General features: G+C 55.0%; 15 protein-coding genes. 7 read left to right on the top strand and 8 right to left on the bottom strand.

Annotation, left to right across the window (positions count from 1 at the left end; genetic code table 11):
• Positions 1-179: 179 nt before the first annotated feature.
• Positions 180-737: a DinB family protein gene (locus RIB44_15745; GenBank protein ID MEQ8618028.1), complete on the top strand. Its 558-nt coding sequence runs from the start codon at positions 180-182 to the stop codon at positions 735-737.
• 10 nt (positions 738-747) lie between these two features.
• Here RIB44_15745 and RIB44_15740 read toward each other — a convergent pair whose 3' ends face one another.
• The 4 genes from RIB44_15740 to RIB44_15725 form a co-directional block, all read right to left on the bottom strand.
• Positions 748-1,005: a GlsB/YeaQ/YmgE family stress response membrane protein gene (locus tag RIB44_15740; protein ID MEQ8618027.1), complete on the bottom strand. Its 258-nt coding sequence runs from the start codon at positions 1,003-1,005 to the stop codon at positions 748-750.
• Positions 1,005-2,165 carry a hypothetical protein gene (locus RIB44_15735; GenBank protein ID MEQ8618026.1) on the bottom strand — a complete coding sequence of 387 codons (1,161 nt, stop codon included), beginning with the start codon at positions 2,163-2,165 and terminating at the stop codon, positions 1,005-1,007. Before RIB44_15735 ends, RIB44_15740 begins: the two co-directional genes overlap by 1 nt.
• Before the next feature lie 209 nt (positions 2,166-2,374).
• Positions 2,375-4,108 carry a DUF3592 domain-containing protein gene (locus RIB44_15730; protein MEQ8618025.1) on the bottom strand — a complete coding sequence of 578 codons (1,734 nt, stop codon included), beginning with the start codon at positions 4,106-4,108 and terminating at the stop codon, positions 2,375-2,377.
• Positions 4,109-4,148: 40 nt separating this feature from the next.
• Positions 4,149-4,733, bottom strand: a complete 585-nt coding sequence (locus tag RIB44_15725) for an HAD family phosphatase (GenBank protein ID MEQ8618024.1) — start codon at positions 4,731-4,733, stop codon at positions 4,149-4,151.
• 199 nt (positions 4,734-4,932) lie between these two features.
• On the opposite strand from RIB44_15725, the gene RIB44_15720 reads away from it, so the two are divergent.
• Positions 4,933-6,240 carry a potassium transporter TrkG gene (locus RIB44_15720; protein ID MEQ8618023.1) on the top strand — a complete coding sequence of 436 codons (1,308 nt, stop codon included), beginning with the start codon at positions 4,933-4,935 and terminating at the stop codon, positions 6,238-6,240.
• 39 nt (positions 6,241-6,279) lie between these two features.
• On the opposite strand, the gene RIB44_15715 is transcribed toward RIB44_15720, so the two are convergent.
• Positions 6,280-6,582, bottom strand: a complete 303-nt coding sequence (locus RIB44_15715; GenBank protein ID MEQ8618022.1) for a hypothetical protein — start codon at positions 6,580-6,582, stop codon at positions 6,280-6,282.
• Positions 6,583-6,630: 48 nt separating this feature from the next.
• Positions 6,631-7,578, bottom strand: coding sequence for a DMT family transporter (locus RIB44_15710; GenBank protein ID MEQ8618021.1), 948 nt, complete (start codon positions 7,576-7,578; stop codon positions 6,631-6,633).
• Between the two features lie 327 nt (positions 7,579-7,905).
• Between RIB44_15710 and RIB44_15705 the strand changes: the two genes are divergently transcribed.
• The 4 genes from RIB44_15705 (at position 7,906) to RIB44_15690 (ending at position 10,998) form a co-directional block, all read left to right on the top strand.
• A complete protein-coding gene (locus RIB44_15705; protein MEQ8618020.1) occupies positions 7,906-8,571 on the top strand; it encodes a hypothetical protein in 666 nt (221 codons plus the stop codon).
• 148 nt (positions 8,572-8,719) lie between these two features.
• A complete protein-coding gene (locus RIB44_15700; GenBank protein MEQ8618019.1) occupies positions 8,720-9,274 on the top strand; it encodes an NUDIX hydrolase in 555 nt (184 codons plus the stop codon).
• A 347-nt stretch (positions 9,275-9,621) separates the two neighbouring features.
• Positions 9,622-10,062, top strand: coding sequence for a YkgJ family cysteine cluster protein (locus tag RIB44_15695; protein MEQ8618018.1), 441 nt, complete (start codon positions 9,622-9,624; stop codon positions 10,060-10,062).
• A gap of 378 nt (positions 10,063-10,440) precedes the next feature.
• Positions 10,441-10,998: an HYExAFE family protein gene (locus RIB44_15690; GenBank protein MEQ8618017.1), complete on the top strand. Its 558-nt coding sequence runs from the start codon at positions 10,441-10,443 to the stop codon at positions 10,996-10,998.
• 375 nt (positions 10,999-11,373) lie between these two features.
• Here RIB44_15690 and RIB44_15685 read toward each other — a convergent pair whose 3' ends face one another.
• Positions 11,374-12,543 (bottom strand): DegT/DnrJ/EryC1/StrS family aminotransferase, encoded by a 1,170-nt coding sequence (locus tag RIB44_15685; protein MEQ8618016.1) that lies wholly within the window; start codon positions 12,541-12,543, stop codon positions 11,374-11,376.
• 233 nt (positions 12,544-12,776) lie between these two features.
• The gene (locus tag RIB44_15680; protein MEQ8618015.1) at positions 12,777-13,598 is read right to left on the bottom strand and encodes a peroxiredoxin-like family protein; all 822 of its coding nucleotides are present in this window, start codon (positions 13,596-13,598) and stop codon (positions 12,777-12,779) included.
• Between the two features lie 440 nt (positions 13,599-14,038).
• Here RIB44_15680 and RIB44_15675 point away from each other — a divergent pair, with 440 nt between their 5' ends.
• Positions 14,039-14,611 (top strand): DUF1579 domain-containing protein, encoded by a 573-nt coding sequence (locus RIB44_15675; GenBank protein ID MEQ8618014.1) that lies wholly within the window; start codon positions 14,039-14,041, stop codon positions 14,609-14,611.
• Positions 14,612-14,690: the final 79 nt, after the last annotated feature.

Genomic DNA, 14,690 nt, shown 5'->3' with positions numbered 1-14,690 from the left:
AGTTAATGCCCAAAAACGAGAAGCTTCACAGTACTAAGCAGTGAACAGACTTATTCGTGTAATTCGTTCAATTCGTGGTAAAAAGCAATCGTAAACCAACTTGTCACCGTCGCGAACCTCTCAACAAACTCGCGTGTCTCGCTCCTGGAAGAGTACGGTCTAATCGGAAAGGAAAACACATGTTCTCTAGGGAATCGCTGGTTTACGCTTGGGACAATGGCGGTCGCTACGCCGAAGCGCTGCTTGAGGACGTGACTGACGAGCAGATGGTGCTCAGGCCCGGGGAACCTGATAATCCTCATCGTATGAACCACCCGGCTTGGATTCTCGGGCATATGTCGCTGTATTACCCGATCGTGCCGGCGCTGTTGGCTGGCGAGGCGTTCGACGATCCTGCGGATCACGATCTGTTCGGCTTTCGCGGGCGTGGGCCGCAGGATGATGTTTCGCTATATGGCACGAAGGAGTCGCAACTCGAACGGCTGAGTACTGGGCACGAGCAAGTCGCCCAGGCGTTGCTGACTGCGAGCGAAGATCAGTTGAATCGTCGTCCGAGCTTGCCCCGTTGGGCGGAGATGTATCCCACGGTCGAGTTTATGCTCCCCGACTTGCTGCTGATGCACGAGAACATTCACATCGGGCAAATCAGCATTTGGCGCCGGGCGGCAGGACTGCCGAGTGTGCCGTTTCCTGATCGCACGCCGCGTACTGGGTTGGTGGAAGCTCGTGGTGGTTGAGTTTTCCCGCCTAGCTCCGTCCGCCATATTTGCGAGCCGCGAAAAGTAGCAGGATAGCCGTGATCGTAGCTCCGATAGAGCCGGCCGGTTCAGAATCACCGATGCCGTCACCGGTGAGGAAGCTCACCGCGATGCCGCCGACAACCGATCCGGCGATGCCCAGGAACATGGTTGCCACGAGGCCCATTGGGTCGGGGCCGGGCTTTAAGAAGCGAGCCAACGCGCCGACGATCAGGCCGAAGATCATCCATCCCAGTAACCAGAACATCAGTTGGTCTCCGCTTCTTCAAGTTGCGATGCATTAAGAGGAAACCGCATGATGGCAGCCAGAGGTTTCTCGCCGAGTTGCTCCTTGTGGGCTGAGAGAACTTCGCCACCGTTGGTCAGCGTTGCGACGACTGCAGCATTGACGAGATCTTCCGCAGCTCCTTCCTGCGGCAGTTTGCCTTCGTCGGAACCCATCCAGAGGTGCTCGCCTTCGGCAGTGATTAATGTCTGCACCTGCCCTTGCTTGGCGGCTGGCAATACAATCTGGATGTCGTCGCTGCCAAGTTGGTTGGCCTGAGCCGTGCCATACTGCTCTAGGATTTCGCCGCGTTGCTTGTCAAAGAGCTTCCCTACGAGCGGCCAGGCTTTTTCGTGGAGCTCTTCGCCGGTGAGGTCATCGGGATTTCCCTTGACGGGCTCTTCAATCAGACGGTTGTAGCTACATGTTTCCCGAAAGAGTGGGAACAGGTATTCCACGCCCGCAAACACCAGCGGCGTGCGCTCCGTTCCAAAGAAACTGCTCAGCGCTGCATCAATGTGGTGGAAGTACTGCTTGATCTCGTCCTGCTTCTGGACGTCAGGGTCGCTGCCGCCGTGGCCGTGGAACATTGCTTCGCCACCATCGCTGGCGGTGGAATGATGTTGCAGGCTGCTAACGTATTCGTCGATGTTCAATGCGGAACGCAAGTCGGAGGGCAAGTCTGCTTCCTCCAGCTCAGCAATGCTATCTTTCGTGCCAAGGAATAACCGGACATCATTCTGGCTGACCGCCAGAATGTAGAAGCGGCCATCATCTTGCAAGTACCGGCACAGAGGACGAATGTGATAGCGATCGGAGCAAACGGCTAGTAATTGAAAGTCCGCTGGCAGACGCCATCTTTGCACTTGCTTGCCATCCAGAAAGAAGCAAAGCCCGTCGCTCTGGTGTTGCCAGAAGGGGTCGTCCTCTTCCAGCTTTGCTAACTCGTCGAGCTGGTTGCCGAGGGCCTCGGCCGACTTCCCTTCGAGCGTTTTACGAGCGTCGTCGATGAGATTCTTGAAGCGAATCCGATTCTGCTGAACTTCACGCCCGGCACGTTCGGTTGGCATATAAAGCGAGAGCAGCGGCTCGCCGGAAGCGTTGGCGAGTGACGTGAGATTTTCTGTCGTAAGGCGATCCATGATGAGGCTTTCGGCTAGAGGATGAGCAATAACGGCGTAATGCACAAATGCAAAATGACGTTATGCGAAATCGGTGCCTGACCACGGATTTGCAGTAAGGGGAGTTAGTCAAACCGCTGTCAATAGTCTAGCGTTCAGGCTTCAGCGGCGAAAGCAGGTTTGGAAGATGTAAGTCCTGCAGGACCATTATCGAGGAGCTCTGCAACTCTTCATTCTAGGCAATCAAGCCCCAGAACCTCACGAAACCTTTCTGCGAGTCGATCGGCATCCGCACGGCGGGTGAGGTTGGTCAGGAGTTTTACCCGTTTGCCCTCTTTCGGTTTGACCGTGATTTGTTGGTAGACAGTACTGCCGGAGCGAGTGCCTGAGGCGCTGACGTTGATCGCTTGGATTTGCTCGGGCGTGAAACGTCGTTGGCGACCGAGGCCGAAGGGGCCGCGGCTGTGGGTGAGGGCGTCGCCGCTGACGCGGAGGTCGACGCGTTCCAGCAAGTAGTAAAGTCCCGTGAGAAAGATCCCTCCGCCGATGAGCGTAAACGGGACAGCCAACCACCAGAAACGCTCGACGATCATCCCGGCACCAGCGCCGCCGAATAAGAGACCGAAGAAAGTGACCACGGTCCCGAGTTTCCAGCGATGGCCCGTGGGGAAGCATAGTTCGAGGCTGGTCTCCGTTTCACGCCGCAGGCGTCCGCCGATGCGGTTGAGTACTGACTTTAGTGGCGGCGTTTCTTCGTAGTCCGCCAGCAGGTCGCTTTCCGCGGGCGTGTCCGCACTGCTTACTGCGGTGCGAAACACAGGGACCTCAAACTCCGCTTTGTAGTTCACGCCGGGGGTATGACTTTCCGCTTCGAGTTTCCAGAGTTGGCCTTCCTCTTCGTCGGTGGGATGTTGCTCGAAGGGAATGTGAAATGCTACGGGAATGGCCGTGCCACCCTGGGTGCCAGGCATGGTGCGAGTGATGAGTTTGTCCCGCTGCCACTGAGGATCCTCGTAAGTTTCTTCCCCCTCGCTGGTCTGCCTGGTGCGTTGCACGTAGCGAGTGAGCGAAAGCAGAATCCCGTCGTCGGGACGGAGTTGTCCCGGGACGTGAATCACGCCGGCCAACTGCCCACCAACGACCCCCGGGACGCTTGCCATTTCAAAGATCGATCTTCCCCAGCGAATCCGCTGCCAGGTGACGTAGATTGCCCAGCCAAGGAGGAACAATCCCATGAGCGGAAAGCCCAAGAGGATTGTGTAGGTCCATAGTGGTGGTGCTTCGTCGGAGGCAAACGCACTGATCGAAATGGCCCAACTGATGAGGTTCCAAAAGAAAGCAAATCCCCAGGACAGCCAAACGGCATAGTGTTGGTCGCTTTCGACACGCCCGGCGGCCCAGTCCTTTTGACGCAACCAAGGCTCGTCAGGATACAGGGCGGACAGTTGATTCTTCTCGCGCTCTCGACGAGCCATGATCCGCGAACCGACGATCATGCCAATGCCAACGCAGGCGAAGATCAATCCGAAACCCAGCTTAAATAACGTGAACCAAGGCCTTAGCGAGCGATCGAGAACAGCTTCCGACGGATTGCGCGGATTGACAAAGGCAGTCCAGGGTTGTTTTTCTTTGAACCGCTGCTTCAGTCGTTTCGCGAGGTCTTGTTGGAACGAGCCAATGTTGTCGCTGCCCGAGTGGAGAGAGACGCGCTCCGATTCGTACGGCTTGCCGGCGTACTCATAACGGTAGCGGGCTGTTGCTTGATAAGTGGTCGAGTCGCTGCTGTTACTTGTCTTGAGCTTGGTCTCGAGAAGCGTTGCGGGCGTCTCGACCCAACTTTGCGCTTGCTGCCAGCCAAGAACATTCCAGATCGTCCAGCCCAGCATAAAGAGGCCGACGAGCGTGAAAGGAAGTGAGAAAAGTGTCAGGCAACCGGGGCCGGCATTGGTTCTGATTTTCGCCATGGCCGAGTTCACTTTGCGGCTGGGCAATTCGGGCGAGACACTAACAGCTTAGTGCGAGACGAACGTCTGTCCAAGTCATTCCAGCGGCTTTGGCGGCAGTGATGCCGGAGTCGCCATCTTCGTAAACGTGACACTTCGCGGGATCGACTTCGAGGCGGCGGGCCGCTTCGAGGAAGATCTCCGGCGACGGCTTTGGGGCAACTGGATCGGTCGCGGTCACCACCACGGGAAAAAGGTGATCGGCTTTGATGTGTTTAAGCGTTTTATTCACGATCGGCGCGACGCCACCGGAAACCACCGCCATCGGGAGTTTGCCGTGGGTTTCACGGGCGATCTCAAGGACGGGCTCAATCGGGAGGACTTCGCTGAGCCGAGTTTCGAAACGAGCTTCCTTTTCGGCGGTAAATTTCTCGGGGTCGAAGTCGACGCCATAGTGCTGATTGGCATCGAGGACAATCTGTACGGTCGGCATCCCGGCGCGCTCGTCGATGAACGATTGCGGCAGCTCGATGCCATGCTCAGCAAACTGCTCCTGCCAAGCGAGGACATGGAACGGCATCGTGTCGGCGAGCGTGCCGTCGCAATCGAACAGCAGGGCCGCGGTATCTTCTGGATAGGCGAGCATCGTATGCCTAAATAGGTAGGGTGGTGGGGCGGGGTGGCCGAGACTAAAATAAGCCACCCATGAGGATCAACGACCTCGGCACACTTGTTGATCATAGCAGCCCAGTGCAGCGAGAAGAACCGAGCCCTAGAGGGACGGGTCTGGTGCGATTGGCTCGCGTGTCACTGCTGGCGATTCTCCTTCTTTGAGCCTGATGCCGATGTCTCATCCATTCCGGAACTGGAACCCGCTGAAAGTCCTACTGTTGGGCTATGCCTCGTACATGGCGATCGGTTGGATCGCGCTCTGTCTGCCGCTATGCCACGAAGCGGAGGACGTTCCTGCGATCGATCATTTGTTTACCGCGATCTCGGCGGTAAGTACGACTGGCTTGGCGACGGTCAGCACGCCGGCGACCTACTCCTTTTATGGCGAACTCGTCATTCTGGTGCTGATCCAACTCGGGGGGATTGGTTACATGACACTCGGGTCGTTTATTCTGCTTGCGCGGAAGCGGAAGCTTACCCCCGAGCGGGCGGAAATCGCCAAGCTGACGTTTGCCTTGCCCGAGGGGTTTCAGTTGCGTGGCTTTTTGCGAAACGTTGTGCTGTTCACGCTGATTATCGAATCGCTGGGGGCCGTGTCGTTGTATTTTGAGTTTCGCAGTGCAGGCGTTGAAGACTGTCTTTGGCAGGCCATCTTTCACGCGGTCAGTGCTTTTTGCACTGCGGGCTTTAGTTTGTTCCCCGATAGTTTAATGGGTTTTGCGGATAACTTTTGGGTGAATGTCACGATCGGTTGTTTGAGTCTTTCAGGGGCTATAGGTTTCCTCGCCTTGAGCGATGTCTTCTGGTCCGCGACAGGCAAACGCGAATGCCGCACATTAACAACGCGTATCATTCTGCATGCTACTTTTTGGGCACTGCTGTTTGGCTGGGTGATGCTCTTCTTGATCGAGCCGGCTTATCGGGAACTACCCGGCGAGCAACGGTTGATGGTGTCGGGCTTCCAAGCGATGACGTCACTCACGACAGTAGGCTTTAACACGACGGAGGTTGGCAGCTTGGCAATGGCGCCGACTTTTTTGGTGTTGCTCCTAATGATTTTAGGAGCATCACCGTCGGGCACAGGTGGTGGGCTGAAGTCGACTTCGGTATCAGCCGCCTTTGCTACCGTGATGAGTACGCTCAAAGGGCGAGAGAAGGTAACCTTTTGGGGTTGCGAGGTTCCGCGGCATCGGCTGACGCTCGCGTTTGCGTCGGTCATTTTCTATATCACGATCTTCTTCGTTGGTGGCTTACTGATGTTGCTGGTGCAAGATCAAAGCTTTGAAGAGGTGTTATTCGAGACCGCGTCGGCCCTGGGCACCGTTGGCCTCTCGCGTGGCTTGACCGCGGAGCTAACGCCGCTGGGGAAGATGTTCATCATCGCACTGATGTTTATTGGCAGGCTGGGGCCAATTACCTTCGGGCTCGCGCTATTCTCAGGCGAAGTCGAGACGCCGGATCGCGACGACCTGGCTATTTGAAGAAGCGGTCGTTTCCGAGACTGCGTTCAACGATATCGTTCAACCTTGAGCGTCGAATTGAGAGCCCTTGCCGTGGGCTTTGCTCAAGCTGGAGGCAGCGGAATTGAGAAGCTCAACGGCGGCTTGGCCTTGGAACTCGGTCGCTTCCAGGCTCTTCGCCAACAGCGCGTAGCCAATTGACTGCTGCTGGCTCGCTTGTTTGGCAGCGAGAACGGCACTGATAGCGGGGTCGATCGAGTTCACGTCAAGCTGCTTAAGTAATGAGAAAGAAGTCTCTAGAAGAAGTATCGGTCGCCAAGCGGCGAGACGCGGTTTCCTGGTGCCGATGGGGGCAGAATTCAAGCCGTCGCGAGACCTGCAGACGGTACAAGCCTTACAATCGGGCTCCTGCTAGGCCGCGCTCTGCTTCCGACGGTCGCTGATGGCGATCAAGTTCCCCACGATCACCAGCATCGCACCAACGAGCATGGCTGCGGTCAACGGCTCATCGACAAACAGCCAAGCACAGAACAAGGAGGAGGGCAACTGCAAGTAGGCGAGGACGCCGGTCAGCGCAATGGGAAGTTCGGTAGCGCCTTGCACCCAGAGAAAGTGACCAACGACGGTCACAATGAGGGCCAGGTGCGCGAGCAACCAGATCTCTTCTCGTGGAAAGTTCCCCTCCGCCATCGGAAGAGTAAGTAGAAACACAGGTAAGGCAAAGGTAAACTGCGCCCAAGTTCTGACGGAGTTGGAAAGGTGCGCGTTCCGTTGGTGAAGCAGCGGGAGACCGGCGTAGAACGTGCCACTGAGCAAAGCAACGACTAGCCAAACTGCCAAACCGCCGCTCGCTGTCGAACTTGTTTCTGGAGGTATGGCAGCGTCTGTCTCGGCAACGGCACTTTCTATTTGAGGCCTTTCCTTATTGTTTTCAATCAGGCAAAGCGATGCGCCGGAGATCGCCAGCGCGAAAGCGAGGAAGGTACGCAGTGAGGGTCTTCCAAAGCCAAACAACCAACCGAGTAGCGGGATCTGAACGCCGTAGGTTGTGAACCCGATGGCTCCGATGGCGGGGCCTCCTTTTTTAATGCTCAAGATGTAGGTGAGCCAATGCAGGCCGAACAAGAAGCCAATGAGAAGCAGCGTTTGCCATTCTTTGCCGCTGAGGCGACGAAGCTCACGGAACTTGCCGCTCGCAAGGAGGATCACCGAGAACGCTAGGGTAGCTGCACAGAGCCTCAATAATCCCAGAGAAAACGCGTCGGCACTGACCGAGCTAATTGAAGCGGGGACCGTGCCGAAAATGAGAATCGCCGCAAAGAGCTTCAGCAGGGAAAGGCGAAACTGGGTGGGCAGCATTATCGGCAGGTTGGTTAGGAGGGATGAACCAGCATAGACAGCTGTAGACGAGTGTTGAAGGCTGTTCGAAAGTTCATGCTCTACTTTGGCCACGGATTGCACGGATGACACGGATTTTCTAACAGAAGGAAAGAAAGAGAACAGAGTTGGTCGGAGGTATCGGAATAGGTACTTCGTTTCCTTCGTTTCCTTCGTTGCTTCCTACTATTCTATCCGTGTCATCCGTGCAATCCGTGGCCGAAACTACGGTTCCTGCTCGACTCGTCGTCCATCAATTTCACGTTACAATGAGTGGCTGTCATCTATTGTCTCATTGAGTATTGCACGATGAAAAAAATATTAGTCATCCTTGCCGTCCTCCTTGTCGTGGGAGTTGTCGCGGGTTTCTTCATTCGCGGGGAGTATGTCACCGAGCAAACGGTTGAACGCCCATTCACAATAGCTGAGGACTTCACCAAAGTGCGCAAGATTATGGTCCGCACGAATGCCGCCAAGGAAATTGTGACGATGGGCGGAGACAGCGAGTTCGTGGATCAGAAGTGGGAGGGAGGCGACGTTGATCTTGGCGAGAAGAAAGTAGGGGAAGGGAAGATTCTCGACATGATCGCCGGCGGAGGAGGCTGGCAGATTGATCTCACTGGCGAGCTACAAGTTCGCACCACCGACGAGTACATCGGCAAGAACGAGATCAAGCTTCAACAGGTCGTGAAGATCGATCCGGATGAAATCGATTCCCAGGTACGGCTCAAGAAACCGGGAGAGAAACTCCTCGATTATCAGATGACCACGAACCTTCAGCGGGATGAGCAGCAAACAAAAGTCACTTTAAAACTTACTCAGAAAATCAAAACCGAGGCTCCTTGGTGGGCACACTCCATCGCCGACCGCCGCGTGAAAGCCTCTGCTGCGAAAACACTGGAGAATCAGGAGGCAGCGATGCGGGAATTGATTGATGAGAACAGCGACGATGTGGGCCTCTTACCGTTGAAGTGAAGGAATAACCACGGAGACGCGGAGGACACGGAGGTTTTTGACAGGATTTACAGGATGGACAGGATTGCAGCTGAATCGTTCATCCCGTCAATCATGTAAATCCCGTCAGATTTCTTCGCCGTATACTCTGTGCCTCCGTAGTCCAAAAATGCATCGCCAACCGCTACTAAAACTCTTAGACGAATACCAAAGGCAATACGCCGACGAATCCGTGGTGACGGAGCGGATTCGCTCGCTAGTGACTGCTTCCGCTGACTGCTTCGAGCGGACGTGTCGCCCTGGGCATATCACTGGTTCGGCTTGGGTTATGAACGCAGATCGGTCGCGGTGTCTGTTGGTGCATCATCGGAAGTTGGGAAAGTGGTTGCAGCCGGGGGGGCACGCCGATGGGGACGCGAATGTCGCTCGCGTGGCCATGAAAGAAGCGCTCGAGGAGACCGGGCTTCGTTCGTTGATGTTTGCCAGCCCGTCGCCCTTGGACTTGGACGTCCACGTGATCCCCGAACGCCGAGATGCCGACGGCAACCTGATTGAAGACGCCCACGAACACCACGACGTGCGGTTCCTCATTCTCGCCGCGGATGAAGAGGAGCCGGTGGTCAGTGACGAGTCGCACGACGTGCGGTGGTTCACGGAGCGAGAGTTGTTAGAAGTAACGGATGAAGAGAGCGTCTTAAGGCTGTGGCGGAAAGCGCGGGGTTGAACTTGTGAGTATGGTTGCCGAAGTATTGAACACGGATTTCACAGATCTCACGGATTTGTTTTGAACAGGAGAGAACGGAGGTAGCAGAGCACGATATCTATCTTTTTATCAGCTTGTTTTTTTTGAATAAGGTAGCGTTGGGAACACCACAAATCCTTAGTCTTCGCCAAAACAATTAGCGCAGATTAGCGTTGATTAGTGTTCCCAAATATCCGTGCAATCCGTGCGATCCGTGGCCAAAACCTTCGGTCGCCAACTTGCTTATGGCTCACTTTGCTGCTTCAACTTGAAAGTGCGAGCAACTACAATCGGGGCTTGTCAATTGTGTGCTTGCGGAGGGAATTCATATGGCTAAGGGTTTTGGAGCGGTGAAGATCGATCGGGCGGATTTGCCTGAAGGGGAGTCGCTTTGTGAGTACTGCACAGCGAAGTGTTGCCGTTACTTTGCGATGCCGATCGAAACTCCTGATACGTTTAAGGAACTTGAGTACCTCCGCTGGTTCTTACTTCACGAGCGTGCAACCGTCTTCAAAGAAGATGACGACTGGTACTTGCTCGTCCACACCGTGTGTCGTCACTTGCAGGATGATAACCGCTGCGGCATCTACGAGACGCGTCCGCAGATTTGTCGCGACTATACGACCGACAATTGCGAGTACGACGATGAGTGGACCTACGACTTCTATCTCGAAACGCCGGACCAAGTCTGGGAGTACACCGAAGCGGTGATCCAGAAGAAGGGTCAGAGCATCCGGAGTCGTAAGCCAGAATTGTTGCCGGTGCTTTAACCTTTCTGGCGAGGAATCGTTCGGTTTTGGCCACGGATCACACGGATGGCACGGATTTGTGTTGAACAGGAGGGAACGGAGGTAGCAGAGATATCCTTCCATCTCACTCTCCTCGATTCGTATCTTACGGCAGAAAACTGACATTTATCGTGGTGTCGATTCGTCCGGTTCTGTAAGTTCTTTGCATTTTTTTCTGCAACGTTGTTGTTCGTTAAAGCTACTTCTGGCAGGATGCCAAGACTCAGTAGCAAGCCATAACTGAATGGTTTTTTGAATGAACAATAGTGAGAGATCTAGCTTCGACTACGAGTCATCCAATAAACTCTGCTCCCTCCGTTTCCTCTTGTTCAAAAATTGCCCTGTGAGTTGGCGTTCCCGATGAAGCGCGACAATCATTACGAAGCGGCGTTCGAGGCCTACTTGCAGTCGCGGCAGGTGGCTTACGTGGCGGTGGATGAGCAGCGGCGGAGTCAGGTGTTGGGCGGATCGCTCAAGAATGCGGACTTCTTGGTGACACCCTCGCAAGGCGCGACGTTGCTGGTGGATGTGAAGGGGCGGCGATTTCCTAGTGGGCAGAAGCATCACCAGTATTGGCGAAACTGGTCGACGTGGGACGACCTCCGCAGCCTCGCGAGTTGGCAGGAGCGGATTGGAGCCGGCGCAATTGCTCTGTTTACCTTCGCCTATCATCTCGTCGGCGAGCGCTCGCCAGTCGCTCGCGAACAACTCTATGAATTCCGCGGCCAGTGGTACGCTTTTCTGGCGGTTCGGGTTGCCGATTATATCCAGCGAATGAAGCCGCTCTCCCAGAAGTGGCAAACCGTCTCAATGCCGGTGGCCGATTTTCGGGCCGCGGCGGTGCCGTTTGAGCAGTGGATCGGCGGTTCTGTTTCAGTCAGCGAATTGCACGAATCTCACGAATCGGGCATTTTCTGATACTCGTCAGATTCATTGATATATCCTATAGAAGCTGTTTCAGAAATCAGTTTCGTAACCCGAAGCGTGAGCGAGGGGCTATGCTCACAGGGTTTTTCCCGCGCTTACGCTTCGGGTTACGATTATTGAAACCACTTCTACGAATCTCTGCGTCCTCTGCGCCTCTGCGTGGGGTCAGACGAGCTTGGCAACGGTAACATCGCCAATTAAGCTAAGCTCTATCTGGAACTCACCAAAAAAGCGAGCAAGACATGGCCTGGGCAATTCTTTTACTCTGCACCATCTTAGGGGCCTTGGCTGCCTACCGTCCTAGCGGTCGGAAACGAGACTTCGAGCGACCGGCCAACGATTAGTCTCACGCCCACTACCGTAATCCTAGGCCGCGTGGCGTTCCAGCGGTTCGTAGGCGACGTTGGCGAACTCGGCGAGCGATTGAATCACACGGTCTTGTTCCCGTCGCGTTAGCTCGGGGAACACTGGCAGGCTGAGAACTTCTTCACAAGCCTGCTCGGTCAATGGCAAGCTGCCGGGGGTGTACCCGAGGTTCAAGAAGCACTTCTGTAAGTGCAAGGGTACTGGATAATAGATTGCCGATCCGATTTGCTTCTCTTGCAAGAACTTTTGCAAGGCATCACGACGGCCACCTAGAACGCGAATCGTAAATTGGTTCCAGACGCTGGGGCAGCCAGAGGCTTCCGCAGGAAGGGTGAAGTCATTGTCCAGACCAAGCCGGTCGAATTCGTTGACATAATGGTCAGCGTGACGTTGTCGACTGGCGGCCCAGTCGTCTAGCCGCGGAAGCTTCACTCCCAAGACTGCCGCTTGCAACGTGTCGAGCCGACTGTTGAGGCCGACCAGCTCGTGGTGGTACCGGGGCCGTTGTCCGTGGTCGCGAAGAACACGCAGCTTTTCAGCGAGATGGGTATCATTCGTGGTCATCATTCCCCCATCGCCGAATCCACCAAGATTCTTGGTGGGATAAAACGAAAAGCAGCCCATCAGCCCGAGACTGCCAGCTCGACGACCTTGGAATTGGGCCCCAATGGCTTGAGCCGCGTCTTCGATGATCGGAATAGAACCACAGACCTCGGCGAGCGCGTCCATATCGGCGCACTGACCAAACAGGTGGACCGGCAGAACCGCCTTGGTAGCGGGTGTGATCTTTTCGGCTACCGCTGATGCGTCGAGGTTAAACGTTTCGGGATGAATATCGGCGAAAACCGGGGTGGCACCCAGCCGCCAAACGGAACCGGCCGTCGCGAAAAAAGTAAAACTCGGGAGGATGACTTCGTCACCGGGGCCGATGCCGATCGCCATGAGCGCCAGCAGGAGGGCGTCGCTGCCTGAGGCGCAGCCGATGGCGTGTTCCGTGCCGCAGTAGTCGGCAATCGCGGTTTCCAGTTCGCGGCAAGCAGGGCCATGTACAAAAGCGCCTGACGAACAGACCTCGCTGAGCACCGCGTCGACTTCACTGCGGAGGGGCTGGTTTTGGCGATTCACATCAAGCATAGGAACAGGGAAAGTGGCGTCTTTAGGAGTACTCATATTCGCACGGGTCTTCTTGGGTCCGGTGGGTCGCCCCAAGGTCCGATTGCGGAGCGATTCGTTGCGGAGATTAGAAACTCGCCGCAGCAGGGTCAACGCGAGTTATTTCAACGCAAAGACGCAGAGAAACGCAAAGAGGTACGAAACGCTAGCATGGCCATTGTTTGGGAGCGTACTGACTTGCCAAACAAGTGTTTGCGGTGCTTCGCGTTCTTTTCGCCTTTGCGTTAAAACTAGAGGCTCAGCGACTTCACTGCTGCGACGATGTCTGCCGGTTCGGCACGTTTCGTGTAGTCTGCGTCGAGAAAGGCGTAGCGAATGATGCCCTGTGTGTCGATCACATAGACAGCCGAGAGTGGTAATTCGTAGGAGTCGTCCCCGTTGTATTCTTTGAGCTTGATGCGATCTTTGTAGACCTTGGCGACTTCCGGGGGCAGCTTGAAGACCAGGCCGAACTTTCGAGCCAATTCGTTGCCCGGATCGCTGAGGATCTGAAAACCGACGCGGAGTTTTTCTTGAGTGGCAGCCGCTTTCGGGGGCAACTCGGGCGTGAGTGCGACAACCTTAGCGCCGAGTCGTTCAAGAGTGCTGGTCGCCCCTTGCATCGCTTCAAGTTGCAAGTTGCAGTAGGGGCACCAGCCTCCGCGATACCAGACGAGAACCACCGGGCCATCCGACCAGAGTGAATCGAGCTCGACCGTTTCTTCAGCAGCAGTTTGCAACGTGCCACTGGGAGCTATATCGCCCACCTGCTTGGCTTGTTCAACGATGCCTGTTTCGGCAACCTGTTTCACGCCGTTGGCAAATAGGTTGCGTAACTCCTCAGGAGCTTGCTTGGCGAATTCTGCTTTCCGCGCGGCCAACTTGTCACTGAGTGAGGGCAACTCAAAGTCAACGATCTCGGGCTGGTCCTCTTTTGAATCCTCAGACATTTCTTCTGCACTTTCCTTCTCTGCCGTGGTTGTCTCGGCAGAGACCTTCTCTTCGGATTCTTGCTGGCAACCTTGTACGGCCACTGAGAGAATTGCTACTAGGAAGAATAGACGAATCGACATAATGGAGTACCGAGGATCAAGAATGAATGAAGTTGCTGCCTTCAGCTTCTAGCAGAGCAGAGATAACGCTAGGCATCAAGCGACGACCTCGTATGTTTGTACAGTCCGCGCTGGGTGTTCTCTTAAACCACGAATAGCACCAATAACACGAAGAGAAACGCAGAAAGCGTTCTCTGTGAAAACGGTCAACTTCACAAAAGAGCATCCTTAAGAGTTATTCGTTGGATTCGTGCTATTCGTGGTTCAAGAAGCATCTTCTTTGTGCCCTTCGTGTACCTTGCGGTGCAAGCAGTAGCGGAATCCGTCTGGTTCTTGCAGGACTTTTGCGAATTCACTTGAATGGCGATTCGGATGCGAGATAATCAGGGGTCGTCATGGGCAAGTCGCGTCTCGACCGGCTTGCTCTGGGGAGAAAACACGCCGAAAACAGGAGAAGCAAAATGAGATTTGCAGCAAAATCGATGGTGATGGCTTTGGTTGGTCTTGTGGCTACGTCTTCAGTCTGGGCTCAAATGCCTCAACCGGGCGAACAGCATGTGAACATGGCCCGCGAGGCGGGCGTTTGGGATGCAGAAGTAAAAATGTGGATGTCTCCCGACGCGCCGCCCATGCCGAGCAAAGGCATCGAAACAAACACCATGCTGGGCGACTTTTGGATGCTCAGCGACTTTGAGATGGACATGGGTGGGATGAAATACAAAGGCCGTGGCCAGTATGGTTACGACCCCAAAAAGAAAAAATATGTAGGGACTTGGGTCGATAACATGAGCCCTTACCTTTCCACAATGGAAGGGGATTACGATGTCGAGACCCATACGCTCACGATGGTCTCCACAGGCATCAACATGATGACTGGTAAAGAACAAAAGTCCAAAATGGTCAGCAAATACATCGACGAGAACACCAAGCATTTTGAAATCCACCATGCCGTCGAAGGCGAAGAGGGCAAGTGGTGGAAAGCGATGGAGATTAGCTACAAGAAACGCGCGAAGAGTGATGCGGTTCTGAAATAGCGATTCAAAGTCAACCCGAGCCGAGAAGCGTCAGCTCTCGGGTTGAAGTTGTTCCAAGCATCACCCGAGAGCTGACGCT

The sequence above is a fragment of the Lacipirellulaceae bacterium genome (assembly GCA_040218535.1).
Classification (GTDB): domain Bacteria; phylum Planctomycetota; class Planctomycetia; order Pirellulales; family Lacipirellulaceae; genus Adhaeretor.
This window is presented reverse-complemented; position numbering and strand designations above follow the sequence as displayed.

Excerpts from the sequence above, each read along its gene's own strand:
- RIB44_15690 (MEQ8618017.1), top strand. The coding sequence starts at position 10,441 with ATGAAGCGCGACAATCATTACGAAGCGGCGTTCGAGGCCTACTTGCAG.
- RIB44_15705 (MEQ8618020.1), top strand. The coding sequence starts at position 7,906 with ATGAAAAAAATATTAGTCATCCTTGCCGTCCTCCTTGTCGTGGGAGTT.
- RIB44_15675 (MEQ8618014.1), top strand. The coding sequence starts at position 14,039 with ATGAGATTTGCAGCAAAATCGATGGTGATGGCTTTGGTTGGTCTTGTG.
- RIB44_15720 (MEQ8618023.1), top strand. The coding sequence starts at position 4,933 with ATGTCTCATCCATTCCGGAACTGGAACCCGCTGAAAGTCCTACTGTTG.
- RIB44_15725 (MEQ8618024.1), bottom strand. The coding sequence starts at position 4,733 with ATGCTCGCCTATCCAGAAGATACCGCGGCCCTGCTGTTCGATTGCGAC.
- RIB44_15710 (MEQ8618021.1), bottom strand. The coding sequence starts at position 7,578 with ATGCTGCCCACCCAGTTTCGCCTTTCCCTGCTGAAGCTCTTTGCGGCG.
- RIB44_15680 (MEQ8618015.1), bottom strand. The coding sequence starts at position 13,598 with ATGTCGATTCGTCTATTCTTCCTAGTAGCAATTCTCTCAGTGGCCGTA.
- RIB44_15735 (MEQ8618026.1), bottom strand. The coding sequence starts at position 2,165 with ATGGATCGCCTTACGACAGAAAATCTCACGTCACTCGCCAACGCTTCC.
- RIB44_15695 (MEQ8618018.1), top strand. The coding sequence starts at position 9,622 with ATGGCTAAGGGTTTTGGAGCGGTGAAGATCGATCGGGCGGATTTGCCT.
- RIB44_15685 (MEQ8618016.1), bottom strand. The coding sequence starts at position 12,543 with ATGAGTACTCCTAAAGACGCCACTTTCCCTGTTCCTATGCTTGATGTG.
- RIB44_15700 (MEQ8618019.1), top strand. The coding sequence starts at position 8,720 with ATGCATCGCCAACCGCTACTAAAACTCTTAGACGAATACCAAAGGCAA.
- RIB44_15745 (MEQ8618028.1), top strand. The coding sequence starts at position 180 with ATGTTCTCTAGGGAATCGCTGGTTTACGCTTGGGACAATGGCGGTCGC.
- RIB44_15730 (MEQ8618025.1), bottom strand. The coding sequence starts at position 4,108 with ATGGCGAAAATCAGAACCAATGCCGGCCCCGGTTGCCTGACACTTTTC.
- RIB44_15740 (MEQ8618027.1), bottom strand. The coding sequence starts at position 1,005 with ATGTTCTGGTTACTGGGATGGATGATCTTCGGCCTGATCGTCGGCGCG.